The sequence below is a fragment of the Streptomyces sp. NPDC029014 genome (assembly GCF_055564695.1).
This window is the reverse complement of record NZ_JBVHVT010000005.1, coordinates 138,374-162,369: the sequence shown is the minus strand read 5'-3', so window position 1 is coordinate 162,369 and position 23,996 is coordinate 138,374. Positions and strand designations below refer to the sequence as shown.

Below are 23,996 nucleotides of genomic sequence, written 5' to 3'. Positions count from 1 at the left end.
ACGAGGTCGTCAAGGTCGGCGACGAGATCGAGGCCCTGGTTCTCCAGAAGGAGGACAAGGAAGGCCGCCTGATCCTCTCGAAGAAGCGCGCCCAGCACGAGCGTGCCTGGGGCACCATCGAGAAGATCAAGGAAGAGGACGGCATCGTCACCGGTACCGTCATCGAGGTCGTCAAGGGTGGTCTCATCCTCGACATCGGCCTCCGCGGCTTCCTCCCGGCCTCCCTGGTCGAGATGCGCCGTGTCCGCGACCTGCAGCCCTACGTGGGCAAGGAGCTCGAGGCGAAGATCATCGAGCTGGACAAGAACCGCAACAACGTGGTCCTGTCCCGCCGCGCCTGGCTCGAGCAGACCCAGTCCGAGGTCCGCCAGACGTTCCTCACCACCCTGCAGAAGGGTCAGGTCCGCTCCGGCGTCGTCTCCTCGATCGTCAACTTCGGTGCCTTCGTGGACCTGGGTGGCGTCGACGGTCTGGTCCACGTTTCCGAGCTGTCCTGGAAGCACATCGACCACCCGTCCGAGGTCGTCGAGGTCGGCCAGGAAGTCACCGTCGAGGTCCTCGACGTCGACATGGACCGCGAGCGTGTCTCCCTGTCGCTGAAGGCGACGCAGGAGGACCCGTGGCAGCAGTTCGCCCGGACCCACCAGATCGGTCAGGTCGTCCCGGGTAAGGTCACCAAGCTGGTTCCGTTCGGTGCGTTCGTCCGCGTGGACGAGGGCATCGAGGGTCTGGTCCACATCTCCGAGCTGGCCGAGCGCCACGTGGAGATCCCGGAGCAGGTCGTCCAGGTCAACGACGAGATCTTTGTCAAGGTCATCGACATCGACCTCGAGCGTCGCCGGATCTCGCTGTCCCTCAAGCAGGCCAACGAGTCCTTCGGTGCCGACCCGGCGTCGGTCGAGTTCGACCCGACCCTGTACGGCATGGCCGCGTCCTACGACGACCAGGGCAACTACATCTACCCCGAGGGCTTCGACCCCGAGACCAACGACTGGCTCGAGGGCTACGAGGCGCAGCGCGAGGCCTGGGAGCGCCAGTACGCCGAGGCGCAGGCGCGCTTCGAGCAGCACCAGGCGCAGGTCATCAAGAGCCGCGAGGCCGACGAGGCCGCCGCTGCCGAGGGTGCTGCCGCCCCGGCCGCCGGCAACGCGGGTGCGGGCATCTCGGGTGGTTCCTACTCCTCGGAGTCGGACGAGACCTCGGGCGCCCTGGCCTCCGACGAGGCCCTGGCCGCGCTCCGCGAGAAGCTGGCCGGCGGCCAGAGCTGATCGCAGGATCGCAGCACACCGCACACACCCGGAGCGATCCGGGAGTGAGCTGAGCTGAAGGTGAGGCCCGTCCCCCTCGGGGGGCGGGCCTCACTGCCGTTCCCGGCAGTGCCCGACACCCTCCGGCACCACCTGCCGGAACCCTCATCACCACTTCCGGCACCGCCCGTTGAATCGCCGCGACGGGGAATGGTGCGGCCCCGCCGGACGTTCACGCCAGAGAACGCGGCGAGGAGGAGCGGTGACGGTGCTTGATCCACGGGGTTTGTACGAATGGGATGCGAAGGGCCTGGCGGTTGCTGACCTGGCACTGGCCCAGGACTCGGCCGGACTGGTCATGCTCTACCACTTCGAGGGGTACATCGACGCCGGCGAGACCGGGGAACAGATCGTCGAGCGGCTGCTCGACGGCCTGCCCCACCAGGTCGTCGCCCGGTTCGACGCCGACCGGCTGGTCGACTACCGGGCCCGGCGGCCCCTGCTCACCTTCCGGCGCGACCACTGGACGGAGTTCGAGGAGCCCCGCCTGGAGGTCCGCCTCGTCCAGGACGCCACCGGCGCCCCGTTCCTGCTGCTGTCCGGCCCCGAGCCGGACGTGGAGTGGGAACGCTTCGCGGCCGCCGTCCGACAGATCGTCGAGCGCCTCGGCGTCCGCCTCTCGGTCAACTTCCACGGCATCCCCATGGGCGTCCCGCACACCCGGCCCGTCGGCATCACCCCGCACGGCAACCGGACCGACCTCATGCCGGGCCACCACAGCCCCTTCGACGAGGCCCAGGTGCCCGGGAGCGCCGAAGCGCTCGTCGAGTTCCGCCTCGGCCAGGCCGGGCACGACGTGCTGGGCGTCGCCGCGCACGTACCGCACTACATCGCCCGGTCCCCGTACCCGGACGCCGCGCTGACCGTGCTGGAGGCGATCACCGCCGCCACCGGGCTCGTCCTGCCCGCCGTGGCCCATGCGCTGCGCACCGAGGCGCACCGCACCCAGACCGAGATCGACCGGCAGATCCGCGAGGGCGACGAGGAACTGGTCGCCCTGGTCCAGGGCCTGGAGCACCAGTACGACGCGGCGGCCGGAGCCGAGACCCGCGGAAACATGATCGCCGAGCCGGTGGAGATCCCCTCCGCCGACGAGATCGGCCGCGAGTTCGAGCGGTTCCTCGCCGAACGCGAGGGCGAGGGCTGATCGGCCGGGACCGATCCGCTAGCCTGGGCGCTCGCGGGCACCGGTGGGAGCGGGCGCCGGCAGCTGCTTTCCCGCGTGGGCGGGGACGAGGGGTGGAGGCAGTAGCGTGCTCAGGGTAGGACTCACCGGCGGCATCGGCGCCGGCAAGAGCGAGGTCTCACGGCTGCTCGCGGGGTACGGGGCGATCCTCGTCGACTCCGACCGCATCGCGCGGGAGGTCGTCGAACCGGGCACGCCCGGCCTCGCAGCCGTCGTCGCCGCTTTCGGGCAGTCCGTGCTGACCCCCGACGGCACGCTGGACCGACCGAAACTCGGATCGATCGTCTTCGCCGACCAGGCCAAGCTCCACACCCTCAACGGCATCGTGCACCCGCTGGTCAGGGCCAGGTCGGCCGAGCTGGAAGCCGCCGCCGGCCCCGACGCCATCGTGGTGCACGACGTACCGCTGCTCACGGAGAACGGCCTCGCCCCGCTGTACGACCTCGTCGTCGTCGTCGACGCCGCCCCGCAGACCCAGCTCGCCCGACTCACCGCCCTGCGGGGGATGGCCGAGGACGAAGCCCGGGCCAGGATGGCCGCCCAGGCCACCCGCGAGCAGCGGCTCGCCGTGGCGACCCTCGTGATCGACAACGACGGGCCGCTGGAGGCGCTGGAACCCCAGGTGCGTGCGGTGTGGGAGGAGCTGACCGAGCGGGCGAAGGCCGCTACCGCCGGGAACTGACGAACGTCCCGTCGCGTTGAACGCGGGAGGAGAGGGAAGGAGCAGACCGTGACCGACACCGAGCCGCAGGCCCCGTCGCCCGGCCCACCGCCCTCGTCGCCCGAGACGCACGTCGTCGACTTCCGCGCCGCCGAGCAACTGCTGGCCGCCCGCGACCCCCACGGCGCGGTGAAGCTCCTCGACTCGGTCATAGCCGCCCACCCGGAGGGCATGGCAGCCCGCCTGCTGCGGGCGCGGGCCTACTTCGCCTCGGCCCAACTGCGGCGTGCCGCCCGGGAGTTCGAGCTGATCGTGGAGCGCGAGCCGGACAACGCCTTCGCCCACTTCGCGCTGGCCCGCACCCACGAGCGCGCGGGCCGGCCCGACCAGGCCCGCAGGCACTTCCGGCTCGCCGCCGCCCTGGACCCCCGCCCGGACTACGTGGCGGCAGCCCGCTTCGACGAGCCGGGCCCCGCCTGACGGCCTGGGCCGGGCTCCCGTGTGCCGGGGTTCCTGCGCGCGGGATTTCTGTGCGCGGGTTTCGTGCGTGCCGGGCCGCTACCGTCGCGGGGGCTCGTACGGGGGGATATCCCGGCCCGGCTGGTAGTGCGGGCCCTGGTGGATGTGGTGGGCCACCACGGCCATGTCCACCGTCGCCAGGACCGCGACCACTCCGCATGCCGCCGCCCAGCCGGGGCGGTCGGTCAGGGAGAACAGGACCGTTCCCCCGGCCGCCCAGAGCAGTCCCCACACGCTCAGCCAGAACCGCAGCCGCAGCGGACTGCGGGCGGTCAACGGCTCGTTTCCGGTACGCATCGGCGCATCGCCTCATCGCCTGACGGCTGGTCGTGACGGTCGTACGGGCCCACGTCCCATGGTGCCACCGGCCCTCCGTACGGCGGGGAACGCGCAGGTCAGCGGGGATTGTCACAGTGCGCGCCTAAACTCGGCGGAAGACACGGAAGACGAGGCGTCCTCCGTCCGGGAGAACGGCAGGGAAGGGGGCACGGTGACACCGCAACCGCCGCAGCAGGCGCTGCTGCGCCACGCCGCCGTCTTCCTGCCCGCCCCCGTCCCGCGCCAGGGCCGGATCGCGTTCTGGGCGCCGGACGGCGACCCGCTGCCCGAGGTCCCGGAGGGGACGGGGACACGCATCGAGGTGGTGCGGCCGCACGGCACCGGCGTGCGGACGCGGACCGTGCCCGCCGTGACCCTCGCCGTCGCCGACGCGCTGCCCCTGCTGGTCCGGGCCCCGCGCAGCGCCGTCACCCATCCGGCGACCCGGGCCTGGGGCGCCGCCGCCACCCATGCGCTCACGCTCGCCGCCCGCGGCCGGCTGCTGCCCGGGCTCACCCCGGACGACGTCGACGCCTGGCGCGCCGGCCCGCTCGACGCCGAGGACGTCGGCCACCTCCGCGCGGTCGCCGCCGCCCTCCCCTGCGAGGGGTACGCCACCCCCCTGCCCGGCCGCCGGCCGCTCCAGCTGCCCGAGCCGGAGGCCCTGGTCCGGGCCTTCCTCGACGCCGTCACCGACTGCCTGCCCCGGACCCCGGCCGCGCCCGTGGCCGCCGGGCGGCCGTTCGCCGCCCAGGAGCCGCAGCGTGTGCCCGGCATACGGGACTGGGCGGCGCAGGTCGCGGCCGGAGCCGACGCCGGGGTGGGGATCTCGCTGCTCCTGGACCTGTCCACCTTCAGCCTCTTCGACTCCGACTCCGACGCCGGCGCGGACGCCGCGGCGGATGCCGGCACGCGGCCGGGCGCGGACGTCGGCGCGGGTGCCGGGGCGCAGGGTGCCGGGCAGGTGGAGCTGCGGCGGGCGGGCGCCGCCCTGGTCCAGGTGCACAGCCTGGCCGACCCCACGCTCGTCATCGACGCCGCGCAGCTGTGGGCCGGCGCCGCCCCCGCCGGCTTCGGGCCGCGCGCCCGCATCGACGCCGTCCTCGCCCTGCGCCGGGCCGCCCGCGTCTGGCCGCCGCTGCTGCGCCTGCTGGACCGGCCCGTCCCCGACCTGCTGCCGCTGTCCGACCCGGAGCTCGAAGACCTCCTCGGCACCGCCGCGACCCGGCTGGCGGCCGCCGGGGTGCCCGTCCACTGGCCGCGCGAGCTGGCCCGTACGCTGTCGGCGACCGCCGTCGTCCGGTCCACCGCGCCCGGCTCCGCCATCGACGGCACCGCCTTCTTCGACGCCGAGCAGCTCTTCGCGTTCTCCTGGGAACTCGCCCTGGGCGGCGACCGGCTCACCCCGTCCGAGATGGAGGCGCTCGCGCAGGCGCACCGGCCCGTGGTGCGGCTGCGCGACCAGTGGGTGCGCGTCGATCCCGAGCTGGTCCGCAGGGCCCGCAAGCGGGACCTGGGCCTGTTGGACCCGGTGGACGCGCTGGCGACCGTCCTGACGGGCACGGCCGAGGTCGACGGGCAGGAGGTGGAGGCCGTGCCGGTCGGCGCCCTGGCCGCCCTGCGGGAACGGCTCACCGGCGACCTCGCCCCGCTGCCGCAGCCCGTCGGCCTGAAGGCGACCCTGCGCGACTACCAGGCCCGCGGCCTGGCCTGGCTGGACCTGATGACCTCGCTCGGCCTCGGCGGGTGCCTCGCCGACGACATGGGCCTGGGCAAGACCGTCACGCTGATCGCGCTGCACCTGCACCGCGACCGCCCCGAGCCCACCCTCGTCGTCTGCCCGGCGTCCCTGCTCGGCAACTGGCAGCGGGAGATCGAGAAGTTCGCGCCCGGGGTCCCGGTGCGCCGCTTCCACGGGGGTGGCCGCAGCCTCGACGGCCTGGCCGGGGGATTCGTCCTCACCACGTACGGGACGATGCGCGCGAGCGCGGCCCGGCTCGCCGGACAGGCCTGGGGCATGGTCGTCGCCGACGAGGCGCAGCACGTGAAGAACCCGCACTCGGCGACGGCGAAGGCACTGCGCACCATCCCGGCCCCGGCCCGGGTGGCGCTCACCGGCACCCCGGTGGAGAACAACCTCTCCGAGCTGTGGGCGCTGCTCGACTGGACCACGCCCGGCCTGCTCGGGCCGCTGACGACCTTCCGGGCCCGGCACGCCCGGCCGGTGGAGCACCAGCAGGAGGAGGACGGGGGCAACGAGGCGGCCGTGGCCCGGCTGGCGGCGCTCGTCCGGCCGTTCCTGCTGCGGCGCCGGAAGTCCGACCCGGGCATCGCCCCCGAACTGCCCCCGAAGACCGAGACCGACCACCCGGTCTCCCTCACCCGCGAGCAGGTCTCGCTCTACCAGGCCGCGGTGGACGAGGCGATGGCCGTGATCGGGGCCAGCGAGGGCATCGAACGACGGGGCATGATCATGAAGCTGCTGGCCTCGCTGAAGCAGATATGCAACCACCCCGCGCAGTACCTGAAGGAGGAGCGGCCCCGGATCCCGCACCGCTCGGGCAAGCTGGCCCTGCTGGACGAGCTGCTGGACACGATCCTCGCGGAGAACGGCTCGGTGCTGGTCTTCACCCAGTACGTGACCATGGGCCGGATCATCGAGCGGCACCTGGCGGCCCGCGGGATCTCGCACCAGTTCCTGCACGGCGGGACCCCGGTCGCGCAGCGCGAGGAACTCGTCGACCGCTTCCAGTCCGGGGAGGTCCCGGTCTTCGTGCTGTCCCTGAAGGCGGCCGGCACCGGGCTGAACCTCACCCGCGCCGGACACGTCGTCCACTTCGACCGCTGGTGGAACCCGGCCGTCGAGGAGCAGGCCACCGACCGCGCCTACCGCATCGGCCAGGACCAGCCCGTCCAGGTCCACCGGATCATCGCCGAGGGCACCGTGGAGGACCGGATCGCCGAACTGCTGGAGGCGAAGCGGGCGCTGGCCGACGCCGTCCTCGGCTCGGGGGAGGCGGCCCTGACCGAGCTGACCGACCGCGAACTCGCCGACCTCGTCTCCCTGAGGAGGCCCGCATGATCACGACGCGGGAGGACCGCCGCCGCACCTTCGAAACCGTGCCCGCCGGTCCGGAGGCCTCCAGCTGGTGGGGCCGGTCCTGGGTGTCGGCCCTGGAGCTCGTGGCCCGGGACCCGGCGCGCCTGGCCCGAGGGCGGGCGTACGCGGCGGAGGGGCACGTGGAGGCCGTCACGGTCACGCCCGGCCGGATCGTCGCCTACGTCCGGGGCAGCCGGGCCCGCCCGTACCGCACGGAACTGGCGCTCACCCCGTTCGACGCCGCCGGGTGGGACGAGCTGCTGGAGGCGGCCGCCGCGGACCCGGCGGCGCTGGCCGCCCTGTTGGAGCGGGAGGTCCCGCAGTCCCTGGCGGGGCGGATCCTGCCCGGGCCGGGCGAGCTCCTGCCGCGCTGCTCCTGCCCGGACACGGCCCGGCCGCCGTGCAAGCACGCCGCGGCCCTGTGCCACCGGGCGGCCCGCCTGCTCGACGAGGACCCGTTCCTGCTGCTGCTCCTGCGCGGCCGCGGCGAGCGGGAGCTCCTCGACGAGCTGGCCCGCCGCAACGCCGCCCATGCCGCGCGCGAACAGCCTGCCGCGGCACCGGACTTCCCCGGGGTGCCGGCGCGCGACGCACTGGCCCGCACCACCCTGCCCCCGCTGCCGGCCCCGCCGGCCCCGCCCGCCGTGCCGGGGCTGCCGCCGGCCTGCCCGGACGAGCCGGACGTGCCGGGCGCCCCGGACCCGCTGGCGCTGGACCAGCTCGCCACGGATGCGGCCGCCCGGGCGCTGGCGCTGCTGCGCACCGGCGAGGACCCGATCGGGGGGCTCACCCTGTGGCAGGACGCCGTCCGCCTGGCGTCCGCGCACCAGACCGCGGGCCTGACCGGCGCGGCCCGGGCCCTCTACCGGGACCTGGCCCGGGCCACCGGCCGCACCACGACCGACCTCGCCCGGGCCGCCGCAGCCTGGCGCCAGGGCGGCCTGCCCGCGCTGACCGCCCTCGAAGAGCCGTGGGATCCGCCGGCGGGCCCCTTCGACCGGGCCCGGCCGGCGCTCCTGGCGGCGTCCCACGGCTCGTTCCGGCCCGAGCGCAACCGGCTGACCTCGGGCAGCCGGCAGCTGCGCCTCGGCCGCGACGGGCTCTGGTACGCGTACGAGTCCCGGCCGGGCAGCGAGGACTGGTGGCCCGCGGGCCGCCCCTGCGCCGACCCGGTCAGCGCGCTCCCGTACTGATCCCGGCCGCCCAGCTGCCGAGGGCGGTGAAGTCCCGGTCGCGCAGGCCGTGACGGGGGTGGATGCGCAGCAGCAGGGCGGGCGCCGGGTGGTGGGCGGCGACCCACTCCCGGTCCCGCGCGTTGATCATGTCGTCGACCCAGGCGAAGGGCCGGCCCGCCGCCCAGGCGAGCAGGGTGCGGGTCTTCCACGACAGCCCGTCGGGGTCGCGGGCGAACAGCTCCGGCCACTCGACGTACGGCAGGTCGCCGGGGAGTCCGATGTGCGGGGCGACCATCGTGTTGGCCTCGTCCATCCACGTCGTGGCCCAGGCCAGTTCGAACGGCAGGGCGAGCAGTCGCGCGCCGTGCGACGGGTGCAGGCGGACCCTCAGACCGCGCCGTGCACTGCGCGAGTCCGGGCTCCGGTACGACATCCAGACGGTGGGCCGCATCCGGTGGCTGGTGTACCCGCGCAGGCCCGCCAGGCGGGACCGGAAGGGGTTGAGGGGGCCGTCGACGTCGAGCAGGAGCAAAGGGCGATCGGTGGTCATGAACCAGCCCGTACCCGCTACACGATGGAGTGAAATGCCTATCGGCTCTATAACCCGAACGGGTTTTGACGCGTTGTCTCCGATGCGGGTGCAGTGCAGCGCCCGTGAACTTTTCCGGAAGGCAGGAAAACTGATGCGTCACAGTCGCCGGAACGGCCTGATCGCGACGGTGGTCGCGGGAGGCGGACTCGCGGTCGCGGGTGTGGGCGGCTTCGCCTACGCCGACGCGGACGCGAGCGGAAAGACCGAGCGCTCGCCTGGGCTGTTGTCCGGAAACCTGGTGCAGCTGCCCGTACACACCCCGGTCAACGTGTGCGGGAACACCGTCAGCATCGTCGGACTGCTCAACCCGGCGGCGGGCAACAGCTGCGCCAACGCCGACGCCGGCCCGTCGGCGGGCTCCGGGTCCGCCACCAGCGGCAGCACCCACGCCGAGGGAACCGCGAAGGACTCCCCCGGGGCGGTGAGCGGCAACGCGATCCAGCTGCCGGTCAAGCTCCCGGTCAACATCAGCGGCAACTCGGTGAACATCGTCGGCGTCGGCAACCCCTCCACCGGCAACACGTCGGTCAACGGCGAGCAGCCCAGCGGGCCCAAGCCACCGCAGCCGGTCAAGCCGGTCGAGCCCGTGCAGCCGACCAAGCCCGTGGAGAAGCCGACGCCTCCGCGCCCGGTGACCCCGCCCGCTCCGGAACAGGAGCACACCCCCGGAGCCCTCGCCCACACCGGGTCCGAAGGCCTCGGCTACCTGCTGCCCGGCAGTGGGGCCCTGCTCCTCGGCGGAGTGCTGCTCTACCGGCGCCACCGCCTCCGGTAGGACCGCGGCGCCCGCAGGGTCACCGCCCCTCGGGGCCCGGCACGGCCGCGGCCCGGGGGGCTTCAACCTGCCCGGCCGCTGCCCCTGCCCGGTCCTCGGGGTCGGGGCCCGGTCCGGGGACGGGTGCGGGCTCCGCGGCGGCCGGCGGGATCCGCCAGGCGTCCAGGACCGCGTCGATCTGTGCGGCCAGCCGGGCTCGGGCCGCGAACCGCGGCACGCCCGCCATCAGCAGCGCGTCGTACTCGGTGTCGACGTGCCGCACCGCCGCCCGCACCGCCACCGTCACGGCCAGCTCGTCCAGTGCCCGGCCGGCCGAGGTGCGCCCGACCCGCCCGCTGCCCCGCACCGAGGCGTGCGCGGCGATCGCCGCCGCCCGGTCGGCCGGGCAGCCCGGGAACAGCCGCCGTATCTCCGCCGCGAACGCCGCCGTGAACCGGGTGTCCTCCGCCGCGCGGCGCAGCCGGTCGCGCTCCCGCCGGCGCGCCCGCGCATCCGCGTCCGCCAGACATGCGCGCTCGGCCCGCGCCAGGGCGGGATCCTCGACCAGGATGCCCTGCCGCTCGTAGCGGCGGCGCCGCTTGTTGAAGCGGACGACGACCGCGGACAGCGAACTGGCCTCCCGCGCCCGGCGGGTGAGCGCGGTGTCCCCGCGCGGCAGGTAGACCAGATGGCCGAGGTCCGCACAGTCAAGGCAGCGCGGCACGCCCGCCTCGCGCACGAGATGCCGCAGCGGGCCCCGGCGGCACTGCGCGCAGTGGATCGGCTTCGCCGACTCGAACACGACCAGGCTCATGACCGTGTGATACCGCCGTTCGGCCCCCTTATCACCTCGTCCGGGGCGACAGCGCCGGATTGGCCAACTGTCCCTCGAATTCAGGAAGTCGCTTACCGTGGGGCCGGGGGCTGGGGTGCGGCTGTGACGCCCGGGGCGCCAGAGACCGAGGGGGAGACATGAGCGGACGTCAGACGACGGCGGAGCGCCGGGCGGTACCGGGCCTTGGCATACCCGGCCCCGGCATACCCGGACCTGGTATACCCGGCCCCGGCACGCGGCCGGGTTCCGAGGCCGGTGCGGCGGACCTCGCCGGGCGGGAGGTCGTCATCGCGCCCGGCGCCTGCACCGGCTGGCACTTCCACCGGGTCCCGCTGATCGCCCTGGTCAAGTCCGGAACGCTCACCCGGATCCTGCACGACGGCAGCACCGTGGTCCACCGGGCCGGAACCAGCTTCATCGAACCCGCCGGCCCCGAACACCTCCACCTCGGCCGCAACCCCGGCACCGAACCGGTCGTGCTGTACGTGACGAGCACGCTCGCCGAGGGCGAGGCCTTCTCCGTGCCAGCCGACGCCCCGCCCGCGGCCGCCCCCTGCGCCTGCCCGGGCCACGCCTGGTGACCGCCCCCCGCGGCATCCGCTCCGGCAGGGACGGCTCCCGCTCAGACCAGGCGGCGTATCTCCCCGCGCACCCGGTAGAAGCCGCCCGAAGCCGCATGCAGCGCGTCCACCACGTACCGGGCCCCCGGCTCCCGGATCCCGCGCGGGAACTGCACGTTCCACGAGCGCTCGAACCCGCTCGACACCACCTGCACCCGCATCCGGTTGCCCTGCTGCACGCACTCCACCACCACACCGTCGGCCGGGGCCGCGGCCACCGACACGCTCGCCACCGCGGCGGCCGAAGCCGCCGGGGTGAACACCGGCAGGGCGGCGGCGGACTTCACGTCCCGGGCCGTCGGCACCGTGCCCTGCTGGGCCGCGCCGATCGCCGCCTCGCTCGCGTCCACGCAGACCAGCGACCCGTCCGTGGTCACCAGGTACAGCCGCTCGTCCAGGTACTGCATGGACAGCGCCGAGCCGCTGCCCGTGCCGAGCTTCCACAGCCGGTTCCCGGCCGCGTCGAAGCAGTAGACGGAGGACGCGGAGTCGCCGGCGAAGACATGGCGGCCGTCGGGGGAGGTCGCGCAGGAGTACACCGCTGCATCACAGCGGTACGAGGCCTCGATCGCGCCGGTGTCCTTCGCCAGCCGCTGCACGGTGTGGCGGCCCGTGCCGGCGAACACCGCGTCCTCCTCCTGCCAGCCGAACAGCACCCCGCCCGCGGTCCTGGTGTGCCACAACTCGCCGCTGCCGTCCGGGGCGTACGCCGTGACGCCGTTGGTGTGGCCGTGGTAGACGGCCTGCTCGTCCGCCCGCACCATCCAGGCGTGGGCCCCGGCGGACCGGCGCGACCACTGGAACTCGTCCTCGTGGTCGATGACCGTCAGACCGCCGTTCGCGTCGGAGACGTTGAGCACGCCCTCCCGGATGTCCAGCCAGAAGATGTCCACGTCCTCCGCGATGGCGTACGCCTTGAACGGGACCTTCGACGACAGGTCGTACACGGCGCCGTCGTCACAGCCCGCATAGATCCAGAAGTCGTCCGCCACCAGGCACTTCACCCCGTCCGGCAGCGAGTAGCGGGCCAGTACCTCCCCGCCGTGGCTGAGCGTGTAGACGTCGCCCGCCTGGTTGCCGACCCAGCAGCGGTCCTCGTCCACGTGGATCCCGAACGCCGAGGCGCCCGTGCGGAACCGCCACAGCACCGGGGCGACCGCGCGCGCCGTCGACGGCGCGGACGCCACCTGCCGCCGGGTCACCGGCCGGGCCGCGCGCTGCCCCTGCACCGCCGGCGCGTATCCCTTGCGGACCTTCTCGCCGATCTTCTTGGCGGCGGCCGCGCGGGCCTTCTCGGCCGTCGGGAACGTCGAGTCCTGCAGCTGGCCCGCCGCGCCGATGCGTCCGTACCGCACCGAGACCGCGGTGCCGTCCACCGTCACCTCGTAGAACTTGTGCGCGCCGCCGCCCTCCTGGGACAGCTCCAGATACGTCGTCTCGCGAGCCATGACAGACCCCTCCCCAAGGCCGGGCCCGACGGCTCGATCCCGCCGGTGTTCCCTCGTGACGAAAAGTTAGGGGCCGGCACTGACAATGGGCCCGTGCACCTCGAAGCGATCACCTGGCAGCGGATGGCCGAGCGGCTCGCCGCCCATCTGGACGACCACGAAACCCGGGCGGAGGAGGCGGGTTGGCAGCGCGTCGGCATCGACGGCGCACCCGCCGCCGACACCGGCGTGCTCGCCGGGCTGCTCGCCGAGGCGCTGCGCGGCCGCGGCCGGACCGCCCTCGTGGTCCCGGCCGAGGGCTTCCTGCGGCCTGCCTCGCTGCGCTTCGAGTACGGCCGCGAGGACGTCGACTCCTACCTCGGCGGCTGGTACGACACCGCCGCCCTCTGGCGGGAGGTGTTCGGCCCCACCGATCCGGACGGCACCGGGCGGGTGCTGCCCGACCTGTGGGACCCGGTGACCGACCGGGCGACCCGCAGCCCGTACACCGAACTGCCGCCGGGCGCCGTCGTGATCGTGCACGGACCGCTCCTGCTGGGCCGCTGGTTCCCCTTCGACCTCAGCGTGCACGTCCGGCTCTCGCCGGGCGCGCTGGCCCGCCGTACCGAGGAGGCCGCCCGCTGGACCCTGCCCGCCTTCGCCCGCTACGAGGCCGAGACCGACCCCGCCTCGCTGGCCGACGCCGTGGTCCGGGCCGACGATCCGCGCCACCCCGCCTGGACGGGCCTGAACCGCTGACGCGGTCCACCCTCCCGGCCGCTACGGGCGTCCGCCCAGCCGGGTGACCGCACGGGCCGCCGACCGGCAGCCGGCCCGGGCCGCCTCCGCCGGGTCGGCGCCGGCGAGCCGGGCCGCCAGGAACCCGCCGGTGAACGCGTCCCCCGCGCCCGTGGAGTCCACCGCCCGCACCGGCTCCGCGGCCACTTCCGCCGTGACCCGGCCGCCCTGCGCCACCAGCGCCCCGGCCGCGCCCCGGGTCACCACCACCAGCGGTACCAGGCGGCTCAGCTCCGCCGCCGCCCGGGCCGCCCCGGCGGTCCGCGGCAGCCCGGCCAGCAGCAGGGCCTCGTCCTCGTTGGGCAGCAGGACGTCCACCCCCGCCACGGCGTCGAGGAAGCGCTGCGGCCCCAGCACGACCAGGAAGCCCGCCGAGGCCGGGTCCACGCTCACCGGCACCCCGCGGGCGCGGGCGGCCCGCAGCGCGACCAGGGCCAGCTCGCGGCTGCCGTCGGAGAAGTACAGGTAGCCGGACAGGTGCAGGTGGGCGACCCCGTCCAGCAGGTCGGGCGTCCAGTCGGCGGGGGAGAGCCGCAGCGCGGCCCCGCTGTCGGTCAGGAAGGTCCGCTCCGTGTCCTTGCCGACGAGGGCCACCACCGTCCCCGTCGGCGCGTCCGGGTCGACCACCAGTCGCGGCCGCACCCCGCCGGCCAGCAGGGCCCGCTCGTGCCACTGGGCCGACTCCGCGCCCACCCGCGCGAGGAGGCGTACGTCGGCGACCCCGGCGCGGGCCGCCCAGCAGGCCGCGTTGGCCCCGGCGCCACCGGGCAGGGTCCGGATCCGAGCCGCCGTGTCGGTGGCCGGAACTAGCGGCTCCGGATGCACCGCCACCACGTCGGTGACCACGTCCCCGACGACCAGCAGCGCGCCTCCGCCTCCGGATCCGCCTCCGGAACCCGATCCGGAACCCTCATCCGGCCCCGGGGCCCGCCGCGCATCCGCTCCCGCGTCCGCTCCCGCGTCCGGCTCCGGCTCCGGGCCGGCCGCCGTCACGGGCGGGCCGCCCAGGCCCCGGCGATCCTGGCCCCGAGGGCCACGTTGCCCCGTACCGCCGCCAGATTGGCCTCCAGCGAGGCCCCGCCCGTCGCCCGCACCAGGAAGCCCAGCAGGAACGGGGTCACCTCCTGCCCCGTGACCCCCTGCCTCCGGCACGCGTCGAGGGCCTCCGCGAGCACCCGGTCGTGCAGGCCCGGGTCCAGCTGCTCCGCCTTGTCCACCGGATTGGCCACCAGGAGCGCGGAATCCGGCCCGCCCAGCCGGTCCTGAGCGGCCATCACCTCCGCCACCTCCTCCGGCCGGTGCACGGTCCAGTCCACCGGCTCGCCGGAACTGGCCAGGTAGAAGCCGGGGAAACGTTCCGTCCCGTACCCCAGCACGGTCACTCCCAGCGTCTCCAGCCGCTGGAGGGTGGCCGGCACGTCCAGGATCGACTTCACCCCGGCGCACACCACCGTGATCCGCGTCCGCGCCAGCAGCTGCAGGTCCGCCGACTCGTCCTGGGTCTGCGCCCACTCCCGGTGCACGCCGCCCAGCCCGCCCGTGGCGAAGACCCGCAGCCCGGCCCGCGCGGCCAGGAAAGCCGTCGCCGACACCGTCGTCGCGCCGGTCGCGCCCGCCGCGACGGCGGGGGCCAGGTCCCGGTGGCCGAGCTTGCGCACCCCCTCGCCGCCCGCGATCCGCTCCAGCTGTTCCTTGTCCAGTCCCACGTGGGGAACCCCGTCCACGACGGCGACGGTGGCCGGAACGGCCCCCTCGGCGCGGACGATCGCCTCCAGCTCGGCCGCCACTGCCAGGTTGCGCGGGCGCGGCAGGCCGTGCGTGATGATCGTGGACTCCAGGGCCACGACCGGCTGCCCCTGCTCCAGCGCCTCGCGGACTTCCTCGGACAGGACGGGAGTGCCGGGCGGGGGCGGGGGCGCGGATGCTGTGTGCTGTGACATGCCCCCATCCCTGGCACGCGATCAGCACCGCCAAACGCGGTGCCCGTGCAGTGGCCGGTTGTCGCCGTCCCCGACAGGATGCCTTGCCCGGCCCGGCCGCGCTGGACACAGTGGCCACTCCACGGCACGACGGGCCACACTACGCTGGCGCCCCATGAGCACCAGCGACCACGACACCGCGGCCGCGGCCGCGCCGGCCCCCGCCTCCTTCGCCGTCTCCGTCCCGGACGTTCCGGACGCCGAACTGGAGGCCGAGGAGCTGGACCCGGGCCAGATCGTCTCCGGCGACCCCGTCGTGACGGGCAAGGTCCTGTGGGAGTCCCCGGACGGCACGCAGGTGCGCGGCATCTGGCAGATCACCCCGGGCGTGGTCACGGACGTCGAGGCGAACGAGCTGTTCGTCGTCGTCAGCGGCCGCGCCACCATCGAGGTCGAGGGCGGCGCGACCCTGGAGGTCGGGCCCGGCTCCGCCGGTCTGCTCCGCGCGGGCGACCGGACCACCTGGACCGTTCACGAGACGCTGCGCAAGGCCTACCACATCAGCTTTTGACCGCCGGGTGGCGGCGCGCGGTGAACAGGGCGAGCGCAGCCATCGGCAGCAGCAGCGAGGCCCCGATCGCGTTCAGCCAGCCGTAGCCCGCCTCCGCCATGACCAGGCCGGCCAGGGCGCCGCCGACGCCCGCGCAGGTGTTCATCGTCAGGTCGCTCAGGCCCTGTACGGCGGCCCGGGCGCGGGTGGGCACCGAGTCCGTCAGCAGCGCCGAGCCGGACATCATGCCGGCCGACCAGCCGAGGCCCAGCAGGAACAGGCCGAGCGCGCTCTGCCCGTGGCGCGGGCCCGCGGTGCCGGCGAGCAGCGCGGCCAACGACAGCAGGCCGGCCGCCAGGCCGATCACGGACAGCCGGCCGAGTCGGTCCGACAGCCAGCCCATGACCGGCGAGAAGGCGAACATGCCGGCGATGTGGCCGCTGATCACCAGACCGATGAGCTGGATCCCGGCGCCGTGGTGGCCGAGGTCGACCGGGGTCATCACCATGATCGAGACCATGGTGGTGTGCGACACCGCGACGGTGATCAGCGCGAGCCGCGCCCGCGGGGAGGCCTTGACCGCCGCGAACCCGGCGCGCACCGAGTGGCCCCCGCGGACGTGCTCGTCGGGCCCGGCCAGGGCCCGGGCCGTCAGCAGCGGGTCGGGCCGCAGGAGCACGGCGAGCAGCGTGCCGGTGAGGACGAAGACGGCGCCGGCCCACAGGAACGGGCCCGCCGTCTCGGGTATGGAGGTCCCGGCGAAGGTGCGGCTGGCGGGGGCGGACAGGTTGGGGCCGAGCACCGCGCCGATGGTGGACGCCCAGACCACGACGGAGATGGCCCGGGCCCGGTGGTCCGGGGCGGCCAGGTCGGCGGCGGCGAAGCGGGCCTGGAGGTTGGCGGAGGAGGCGGCTCCGAACGCGGCCATGCCGAGCATCAGCAGCGGGAAGCTCCGGATGGCGGCGGCCAGCACCACCAGGGCCGCGCCCGTGGCCCCGATCGCGTACCCGAGGACCAGACCCGGCCGGCGGCCCCGCGCGGTCATCAGGGCGGCGAGGGGCAGCGAGACGAGCGCCGCGCCGACCACGGCGGCGGTGGAGGCGAGCCCGGACAGCGCCTCGGTGCCACTGACCTCGGTGGCCAGGGCCGGGGTGAGGGCGATGCTGACGGGTACGCCGAGGCCGCCCAGGATCTGGGAGGTGATCAGTACGGCGGAGGTGCGGCGGCGCAGCCGGGGCAGCTCGGACGGGTCCACGGCCACGTCGGGCCGGCCGGTGCCGGTGCCCGTTCCGGTGTCGGGCGCGGCGCTCACTGCGGACGCCCCGGACGGCGCGTCGGGAGGGCGGCGGGAGCGGCGGAGCCAGGTGCGGCGGGAGTAGTCACCGCAGCAGTTTCCCACCCCTTACTGGCTGGCGGAACTGGAAGAACACCGCTCGGCGCCCCGACCGAAGCCGGCCCGAACCCGAACCGAACCCGCCCGAACCCGGTCCCGACCCGCCCTCCTGCCGGTCGCACGGCCGTCAGAACAGCGGCTGCGGGAGCACGCCCTCCAGCGCCAACAGGATCCGCTTGGTCTCCACCCCGCCGCCGAAGCCGCCGATCCCCCCGTCGTTCTCCACGACCCGGTGGCAGGCCACCACCAGCGGCAGCGGATTGGACCCCATGGCATGGCCCACGGCCTGGGCCGCGCCCGGATGCCCGACGCGGGCGGCCAGCTCTCCGTACCCGACGACCGACCCGTACGGGACCGAGCGGTCCAGTTCCTGGAGCACCGTCCGGTTGAAGCCGGAGCTCAGCCGCCAGTCGAGCGGTAGTTCGAAGCGGCGCAGCGAGCCGGCGAAGTACGCGGTGAGCTGGCGCACCGGCTCGGCGAGCAGCACCTCCTCGCCCGGCGCCGGCCGCCGCGCGTCGGCGCCGAGCCGGGACATCAGGGCGCCGGCCATCCGCTCGACCCGGTCCGGACCGGCATGGAACTCGACCTTGACCAGGCCCTCCGGGGTCGCGGCCAGCAGCAGCGGACCGATGTCGCTCGCGACGACGGTCCATTCCAGGTGCGGCCCGCGCGGCCGCTCGGTGGTGTCCACCCCTCCACCGTACGGGCGGCCACCGACAGCCCCGGCGCCCCGCCGGTCCGGGCGGGCCGGCCCGGACCGCCCGGCGGACCGCCCGGCCCGGGTCAGTCGGCGAAGCCGCCGACCACCGCCTGCCGCACCACGTCGGGGGCGTTGGTGATGATCCCGTCCACCTTCATCCCCCGGACCTTCCGGGCGGTCACCGCGTCGTCCACGATCCAGGTGTCCACCTCCATCGTCCTGCCGTGCGGCCCCGCCAGCCCGTGCACCGCCGCCACCCACTCCGCCGAGATGGTGGTGTGCCAGGGGTTGATGCGGTCGGTGAACGCGGCGTACTTCGGCAGGTCGGCGACCTTCGGCGTGCCCAGGAACGCCGTCAGGAGGTCCGGGCGCAGCTCGTGCACGATGCGCACGGTGTCGGTGCTGAAGCTCTGCACGACCAGGCGGCGCTGCACGTGGTCGGCGTCCAGCCAGCCGGTCTCCTGCAGCAGCCCCAGGGTCTGCGCCTCGATCCCGGGGTAGAGCTCCGGCTTCTTGATCTCCAGCAGCAGCCGCTGCCGGTTGCGCTCCACCCGGGCCAGGTACTCCCGCAGCGTCGGCACCCGGGCGCCGGCGTACGCCGGCGCGAACCAGCTTCCCGCGTCGAGCTGCGCGATCTCCGCCGCCGTGAAGTCCCGCACCCGCCAGGGCGCCCGGTCCGGGAACACCTCCTCCACGTCCGTGGTGCGCGCCAGGGTGTCGTCGTGGATCACGACCAGCTCTCCGTCCTTGGTGCGCTGGACGTCGTTCTCGACCCAGTCGAAGCCCAGCCGCAGCGCCGCGTCCACCGCGGCCGGCGTGTTCTCCGGGGCGTACGCCGAAGCCCCCCGGTGGGCGTACACGACGGGGCCCAGCACCCCCGGCCGGCCGGCGGGGGACCGCGGGTCGGCGGCGGCGGACGTGGCCGTCCCGCTCAGCGCGCTGAGAGCGAAGCCCAGGAATGCGGCGGCGGCCGCTGCGGAGGGTCGGACGTGCATGTGCGTTCTCCTCGGGTCGTGAACCCTGCTCCGGCGTCAAACGGGCGCAGAACGGCAGCCGTTGCCGCGGCGCGTCGACTGCGGTGTCCGTTGGAGCGATCATGGGGTTGAAGATCACCGGGCCGCCACCGAACTACGACAAACGGACCAGAACGGGGGAGGCGTCCCGGGCGCGCCCCGCCGCGCCGGGGCCGGCGCCCGTCCGCGTCCGCGGGCCGCACGCGTGCGTGAGTGTCAGTGGCGGGTCGTACGGTGGAGTCATGCGGCCCGTATCGAAGATCGAACGCACGGTGGCGCCTTTCGAGGTCGTCAGCTCCTACCAGCCCAGCGGTGACCAGCCGACGGCCATCGCCGAGCTGGAAAAGCGCATCCGCGCAGGTGAGAAGGATGTCGTCCTGCTGGGCGCGACCGGCACCGGCAAGTCGGCGACGACCGCCTGGATGATCGAGAAGCTCCAGCGGCCCACCCTGGTGATGGCGCCGAACAAGACGCTCGCCGCCCAGCTGGCGAACGAGTTCCGAGAGCTCCTCCCGAACAATGCGGTCGAGTACTTCGTCTCGTACTACGACTACTATCAGCCCGAGGCGTACGTTCCGCAGTCGGACACGTACATCGAGAAGGACTCCTCGATCAACGAGGAGGTGGAGCGGCTGCGCCACTCCGCGACGAACTCGCTGCTCACCCGGCGGGACGTCGTCGTGGTCGCCTCCGTCTCCTGCATCTACGGCCTCGGCACGCCGCAGGAGTACGTCGACCGGATGGTCCCCCTCAAGGTCGGCGAGGAGATCGACCGGGACCAGCTGCTGCGCCGCTTCGTGGACATCCAGTACACCCGCAACGACATGGCCTTCACCCGCGGCACCTTCCGGGTGCGCGGCGACACCGTCGAGATCTTCCCGGTCTACGAGGAACTGGCCGTCCGCATCGAGATGTTCGGCGACGAGATCGAGGCCCTGTCCACGCTGCACCCGCTGACCGGCGAGGTGATCAGCGAGGACCGCGAGCTGTACGTCTTCCCGGCCAGCCACTACGTCGCGGGCCCCGAGCGCATGCAGAACGCGATCCGCGGCATCGAGACGGAGCTCGCCCAGCGCCTGGGGGAGCTGGAGAAGCAGGGCAAGCTGCTGGAGGCCCAGCGGCTGCGCATGCGCACCACGTACGACCTGGAGATGATGCAGCAGATCGGCTCCTGCTCCGGTATCGAGAACTACTCGCTGCACATGGACGGCCGCGAGCCCGGCTCCCCGCCGCACACCCTCCTCGACTACTTCCCGGACGACTTCCTCCTGGTCATCGACGAGTCGCACGTGACGGTGCCGCAGATCGGCGCGATGTACGAGGGCGATGCCTCACGCAAGCGGACCCTCGTCGACCACGGCTTCCGGCTGCCGTCCGCGCTCGACAACCGGCCGCTGAAGTGGGAGGAGTTCCTGGAGAGGGTCGGCCAGACGGTCTACCTGTCGGCGACCCCCGGCCCGTACGAGCTCTCCCGCGGTGACGGCTTCGTCGAGCAGATCATCCGTCCCACCGGCCTCGTCGACCCCGAGGTCGTCGTCAAGCCCACCGAGGGGCAGATCGACGACCTGGTGCACGAGATCCGCCAGCGCGTGGAGCGGGACGAGCGCGTCCTGGTCACCACCCTCACCAAGAAGATGGCCGAGGACCTCACGGACTACTTCCTGGAGCTCGGCATCGCGGTGCGCTACCTGCACAGCGACGTGGACACGCTGCGCCGCGTCGAGCTGCTGCGCGAGCTGCGCGCCGGCGAGTACGACGTGCTGGTCGGCATCAACCTGCTGCGCGAGGGCCTCGACCTGCCCGAGGTGTCCCTGGTGGCGATCCTCGACGCGGACAAGGAGGGCTTCCTGCGGTCGGGCACCTCGCTGATCCAGACCATCGGCCGTGCCGCGCGCAACGTCTCCGGCCAGGTCCACATGTACGCGGACAAGATGACCCCGGCGATGGAGAAGGCCATCGAGGAGACCAACCGGCGCCGGGAGAAGCAGATCGCCTACAACAAGGCGAACGGGATCGACCCGCAGCCGCTGCGCAAGAAGATCAACGACATCGTCGCCACCATCGCCCGCGAGGAGCTGGACACCGAGCAGCTGCTCGGCAGCGGATACCGCCAGTCGAAGGACGGCAAGGGTGCCAAGGCCCCGGTGCCCGCCCTCTCGGGTGCCGCGAAGGCGGCGACCGGCAAGGCGGCCAAGGGCGGCAAGGCGGCCAAGGGCGGCAGGGCCGCCGTGGCCCCGACGGACCGCCCGGCCGAGGAACTGGCCTCGCTCATCGAGCAGATGACCGAGCGGATGCGGGCCGCCGCGGCCGAGCTGCAGTTCGAGGTCGCGGCGCGGATCCGGGACGAGGTCGGCGAGCTGAAGAAGGAGCTGCGGCAGATGAAGGAGGCGGGCCTCGCCTGACCCCCGCCGAGGTCAGTAGGGTTGGCGCAGCCGCAGGTACACGCTGCCTGGGGGTGGCTATGGAGAGGGGACAGCGCGTGACGGTCAACTTGACCAAGGGTCAGGCCATCAGTCTGACGAAGGGTGACGGCGGCTCGCTGACGTCGGTCCGCATGGGTCTCGGCTGGCAGGCGGCCAAGCGCCGCGGCCTGTTCGGCTCGCGGACCCGGGAGATCGACCTGGACGCCTCGGCGGTGCTGTTCGCCGAGAAGCAGCCGGTGGACGTGGTGTTCTTCCGGCACCTGCAGAGCGACGACGGCTCGGTCCGGCACACCGGCGACAACCTGATCGGCGGTGCCGGCCAGGGCGGGGACGACGAGTCGATCCTCGTCGACCTCCAGCGCGTCCCGGTCCACATCGACACGATCGTCTTCACGGTGAACTCGTTCACCGGCCAGACGTTCCAGGAGGTGCAGAACGCGTTCTGCCGCCTCGTCGACGAGACCAACGGCCAGGAGCTGGCCCGCTACACGCTCGACGGCGGCGGCGAGTACACGGCGCAGATCATGGCCAAGGTGTCGCGCTCCGGCGGCGGCTGGCAGATGACGGCCCTGGGCGCCGCGGCCAACGGCCGCACGTTCCAGGACCTGATGCCGTCGATCGTGCCGCACCTGTAGGCAGTACACGACGGAAACGGAAGACGAGGCCACGGGGGAGGGCTGCACGATGACGGCCGAACTGGTCCGGGGGCAGAACCACCCCCTGTCCCAGAGCCGGGTGGAGATCAGGGTCACGGCGGGCGCACCGGTGCTCGCCCTGGCCGCCGTCTGCGACGGCGAGGGCCGGCTCACCGGTCCCGGCGCGCTGGCCCACCCCGGCTCCCCGGCCCTGCCCGGGCTGCAGGTGCCGGGCGCGGCCGCGGCCGAGCACCGCTTCGCGGTCGACCTCGACGCCGTCGGGGCCGCCGTGGACCAGGTCAAGCTGGTGCTCGCGCTGCCGCCCGGCGGCCCGACCCGGTTCGGGGCGGTCCCGGCCCCGTACGCGGCCGTGGCCGGCCGGGAGGGCGACCCGCTCGCCGGGTACGCGCTGACCGGCCTGGACCCGGAGACCGCCGTGGTCGCCCTGGAGCTGTACCGCCGCCAGGGCGCCTGGAAGGTCCGCGCCGTCGGCCAGGGGTACGCCGGCGGGCTCGCCGCACTGCTCGCCGACGCCGGGCTGAACGCCCCGGCGGCCGCGGAGCTGGCCTCCGCAGTGGCGGGGACGGCCGCGGCGGACGGCCGCACGCGTGCACCCGTACCGGCCGCTGCGGCGCCCACCCCGCCGCAGGGCCTCGCGGTCCCCGGGCCGACCGGGTCGACCGGGCCTATGGGGTCCACCGGGCCTACGGGGTCGACCGGGCCTACGGGGTCGACGGGGCCGACCGGGCGGCAGGATCCCGAGCCGGTCACCGTCCCGGTTCCGGGCGTCCCCTACCCGGGCGCGCCGGGCCCCGCCGGCCCGGCGGACACCGCGGGCGGGCCCCCGACCGTCGACTACGTGCACCCGCGCCGCCGCCGCAGCACCAGCGAAGCCCCCGAGCCCGCACCCGCGGCCGCCGCTCCCGGCCGTCCCGGCGAGCCGCCCGCCCCCGTCGCGGGCGACGCCTCCGGCTGGTCCATGGACGAGCGGCTCTACAACCAGGTCTGGGGCATGTTCGAGGACCTGGCCCGGACGGTCGCGGCGTACCGCAGTGCCTGCGACTTCGCCGACTCCCGGCTCGACCGCGAGCTCGACCAGGCCCTGTCCGACCCCCGTGACCGTACGGCCGGCGCCCCCGCCCAGGCGGCGGCCCGGGCCCGCCGCGAGGAGCTCGTCGCCCAGGCCAAGGCCGCCCTCGACCGGGACCTCGCCCAGCTCGCCGCCGAGTCCGACGTGGTCGAACCGGCCCTGCCGGCCGCGTACGCCCGCTGGTCCGACCCCGGCTGGCAGGGACACGTACTGCCGGAAGAAGCCCCGATGGCCCTGCGCCTGGGGGACCTGCACCTGCCGGAGCGGCCGGACCTGCGGATCCCCATGCTCGTACGGGTCCCGCTGGAGCGCGGCCTGTGGATCGACAACGGCCGCACCGGCTCCGAGGCCGCGATGGCCACCGACACCGACCGGCTCCGCAAGGCCGCCATGGACATGGCCGTCGCGCACGCGGCGCGACTGCTCGCAGTCCACCCCGCCGGCCGGTTCTCCGTCCACGTCATCGACGCGGCCGGGGCCGCAGCCGCCTCCCTGGGCCCGCTGGTGCACGCCGGCGTGCTGGCTGCGCCGCCCGCGGCCGGGGCCGCCGGGGTCTCCGAGACCCTGGCCCGGCTGACCCGCCGGGTGGACCTCGTACAGATGGCGTTGCGGGCCGGCGCGCCCGAGGAGCTGCCGCCCGACGTGGACACGGCCGAGCAGCTGCTGATCGTGCACGACTTCCCGCACGGCTTCGACGACCGGGCCGTCACGCAGCTGCGCTACCTCGCCGACGAGGGCCCGGCGGTCGGCGTGCACCTGCTGCTGGTGGCCGACCGGGACGAGGCCTCGGCGTACGGGCCCCTGCTGGACCCGCTGTGGCGTTCGCTGATGCGGCTGACCCCGGTGCCCGACGACCACCTCGCGGACCCGTGGGTCGGCCACCACTGGACCTTCGAACCCGACCTGCCGCCGCCCGGCAGCCTGGTCCTGGAGGAGGCGCTGCAGCGGGTCGCCACGGCCCGCCGCCATGCCCGCCCGTGA

Annotated in this window: 22 protein-coding genes; 13 read left to right on the top strand and 9 right to left on the bottom strand. The window is 74.4% G+C overall.

The features are described from left to right. The 4 genes from rpsA to ACZ4VL_RS04710 form a co-directional block, all read left to right on the top strand. Positions 1-1,268 (top strand): 30S ribosomal protein S1 (gene rpsA / locus ACZ4VL_RS04725; RefSeq protein WP_468195827.1); only part of this gene is annotated, 1,268 nt, incomplete at its 5' end. A 247-nt stretch (positions 1,269-1,515) separates the two neighbouring features. Beyond that, on the top strand, positions 1,516-2,454 hold the full coding sequence (locus ACZ4VL_RS04720) for a PAC2 family protein (protein ID WP_361087931.1): 939 nt from the start codon (positions 1,516-1,518) through the stop codon (positions 2,452-2,454). A gap of 106 nt (positions 2,455-2,560) precedes the next feature. Beyond that, positions 2,561-3,175 (top strand): dephospho-CoA kinase, encoded by a 615-nt coding sequence (gene coaE / locus ACZ4VL_RS04715; protein WP_468195823.1) that lies wholly within the window; start codon positions 2,561-2,563, stop codon positions 3,173-3,175. A 48-nt stretch (positions 3,176-3,223) separates the two neighbouring features. Then, entirely contained in the window at positions 3,224-3,634 is a 411-nt protein-coding gene (locus tag ACZ4VL_RS04710; RefSeq protein ID WP_468195820.1) for a tetratricopeptide repeat protein, read from the top strand. A 78-nt stretch (positions 3,635-3,712) separates the two neighbouring features. On the opposite strand, the gene ACZ4VL_RS04705 is transcribed toward ACZ4VL_RS04710, so the two are convergent. Further along, positions 3,713-3,970 carry a DUF6343 family protein gene (locus ACZ4VL_RS04705; RefSeq protein ID WP_468195817.1) on the bottom strand — a complete coding sequence of 86 codons (258 nt, stop codon included), beginning with the start codon at positions 3,968-3,970 and terminating at the stop codon, positions 3,713-3,715. A 193-nt stretch (positions 3,971-4,163) separates the two neighbouring features. Between ACZ4VL_RS04705 and ACZ4VL_RS04700 the strand changes: the two genes are divergently transcribed. Then, positions 4,164-7,073 (top strand): DEAD/DEAH box helicase, encoded by a 2,910-nt coding sequence (locus tag ACZ4VL_RS04700; protein WP_468195815.1) that lies wholly within the window; start codon positions 4,164-4,166, stop codon positions 7,071-7,073. After that, entirely contained in the window at positions 7,070-8,284 is a 1,215-nt protein-coding gene (locus ACZ4VL_RS04695) for an SWIM zinc finger family protein (RefSeq protein WP_468195813.1), read from the top strand. Before ACZ4VL_RS04700 ends, ACZ4VL_RS04695 begins: the two co-directional genes overlap by 4 nt. Here ACZ4VL_RS04695 and ACZ4VL_RS04690 read toward each other — a convergent pair. After that, positions 8,265-8,816 (bottom strand): hypothetical protein, encoded by a 552-nt coding sequence (locus ACZ4VL_RS04690; RefSeq protein ID WP_385806456.1) that lies wholly within the window; start codon positions 8,814-8,816, stop codon positions 8,265-8,267. The genes ACZ4VL_RS04695 and ACZ4VL_RS04690 overlap by 20 nt on opposite strands. 133 nt (positions 8,817-8,949) lie before the next feature. Here ACZ4VL_RS04690 and ACZ4VL_RS04685 point away from each other — a divergent pair, with 133 nt between their 5' ends. Then, entirely contained in the window at positions 8,950-9,633 is a 684-nt protein-coding gene (locus ACZ4VL_RS04685; RefSeq protein ID WP_468195811.1) for a chaplin, read from the top strand. 19 nt (positions 9,634-9,652) lie between these two features. Here ACZ4VL_RS04685 and ACZ4VL_RS04680 read toward each other — a convergent pair whose 3' ends face one another. Further along, a complete protein-coding gene (locus ACZ4VL_RS04680) occupies positions 9,653-10,426 on the bottom strand; it encodes a DUF2293 domain-containing protein (RefSeq protein ID WP_468195809.1) in 774 nt (257 codons plus the stop codon). Between the two features lie 158 nt (positions 10,427-10,584). Here ACZ4VL_RS04680 and ACZ4VL_RS04675 point away from each other — a divergent pair, with 158 nt between their 5' ends. Further along, entirely contained in the window at positions 10,585-11,028 is a 444-nt protein-coding gene (locus ACZ4VL_RS04675) for a cupin domain-containing protein (RefSeq protein ID WP_468195807.1), read from the top strand. Positions 11,029-11,069: 41 nt separating this feature from the next. Here ACZ4VL_RS04675 and ACZ4VL_RS04670 read toward each other — a convergent pair whose 3' ends face one another. Further along, positions 11,070-12,515, bottom strand: coding sequence for a WGR domain-containing protein (locus ACZ4VL_RS04670; RefSeq protein WP_468195805.1), 1,446 nt, complete (start codon positions 12,513-12,515; stop codon positions 11,070-11,072). Positions 12,516-12,608: 93 nt separating this feature from the next. On the opposite strand from ACZ4VL_RS04670, the gene ACZ4VL_RS04665 reads away from it, so the two are divergent. Continuing rightward, complete coding sequence (locus tag ACZ4VL_RS04665; RefSeq protein ID WP_468195802.1) at positions 12,609-13,253, top strand: nucleoside/nucleotide kinase family protein; 645 nt, start codon at positions 12,609-12,611, stop codon at positions 13,251-13,253. A gap of 21 nt (positions 13,254-13,274) precedes the next feature. Here ACZ4VL_RS04665 and ACZ4VL_RS04660 read toward each other — a convergent pair whose 3' ends face one another. Together ACZ4VL_RS04660 and ACZ4VL_RS04655 are read right to left on the bottom strand one after the other, a co-directional pair. Then, on the bottom strand, positions 13,275-14,138 hold the full coding sequence (locus tag ACZ4VL_RS04660) for a carbohydrate kinase family protein (protein WP_468195799.1): 864 nt from the start codon (positions 14,136-14,138) through the stop codon (positions 13,275-13,277). 143 nt (positions 14,139-14,281) lie between these two features. Next, positions 14,282-15,232, bottom strand: a complete 951-nt coding sequence (locus tag ACZ4VL_RS04655) for a pseudouridine-5'-phosphate glycosidase (protein ID WP_468195797.1) — start codon at positions 15,230-15,232, stop codon at positions 14,282-14,284. 154 nt (positions 15,233-15,386) lie between these two features. Here ACZ4VL_RS04655 and ACZ4VL_RS04650 point away from each other — a divergent pair, with 154 nt between their 5' ends. After that, entirely contained in the window at positions 15,387-15,782 is a 396-nt protein-coding gene (locus ACZ4VL_RS04650; protein WP_468195795.1) for a cupin domain-containing protein, read from the top strand. Here ACZ4VL_RS04650 and ACZ4VL_RS04645 read toward each other — a convergent pair. The 3 genes from ACZ4VL_RS04645 to ACZ4VL_RS04635 all read right to left on the bottom strand — a co-directional run bounded on the left by ACZ4VL_RS04645 (position 15,772) and on the right by ACZ4VL_RS04635 (position 18,849). Then, positions 15,772-17,022 (bottom strand): MFS transporter, encoded by a 1,251-nt coding sequence (locus ACZ4VL_RS04645; RefSeq protein ID WP_468195844.1) that lies wholly within the window; start codon positions 17,020-17,022, stop codon positions 15,772-15,774. The genes ACZ4VL_RS04650 and ACZ4VL_RS04645 overlap by 11 nt on opposite strands. Positions 17,023-17,281: 259 nt before the next feature. After that, complete coding sequence (locus tag ACZ4VL_RS04640; protein WP_468195792.1) at positions 17,282-17,845, bottom strand: methylated-DNA--[protein]-cysteine S-methyltransferase; 564 nt, start codon at positions 17,843-17,845, stop codon at positions 17,282-17,284. A gap of 92 nt (positions 17,846-17,937) precedes the next feature. After that, complete coding sequence (locus ACZ4VL_RS04635) at positions 17,938-18,849, bottom strand: glycerophosphodiester phosphodiesterase (protein ID WP_468195790.1); 912 nt, start codon at positions 18,847-18,849, stop codon at positions 17,938-17,940. 260 nt (positions 18,850-19,109) lie between these two features. On the opposite strand from ACZ4VL_RS04635, the gene uvrB reads away from it, so the two are divergent. The 3 genes from uvrB (at position 19,110) to ACZ4VL_RS04620 (ending at position 23,996) form a co-directional block, all read left to right on the top strand. After that, complete coding sequence (gene uvrB / locus ACZ4VL_RS04630) at positions 19,110-21,269, top strand: excinuclease ABC subunit UvrB (protein WP_468195787.1); 2,160 nt, start codon at positions 19,110-19,112, stop codon at positions 21,267-21,269. A 77-nt stretch (positions 21,270-21,346) separates the two neighbouring features. Then, a complete protein-coding gene (locus tag ACZ4VL_RS04625) occupies positions 21,347-21,925 on the top strand; it encodes a TerD family protein (protein ID WP_468195784.1) in 579 nt (192 codons plus the stop codon). A gap of 49 nt (positions 21,926-21,974) precedes the next feature. Next, positions 21,975-23,996 carry a TerD family protein gene (locus ACZ4VL_RS04620; protein ID WP_468195781.1) on the top strand — a complete coding sequence of 674 codons (2,022 nt, stop codon included), beginning with the start codon at positions 21,975-21,977 and terminating at the stop codon, positions 23,994-23,996.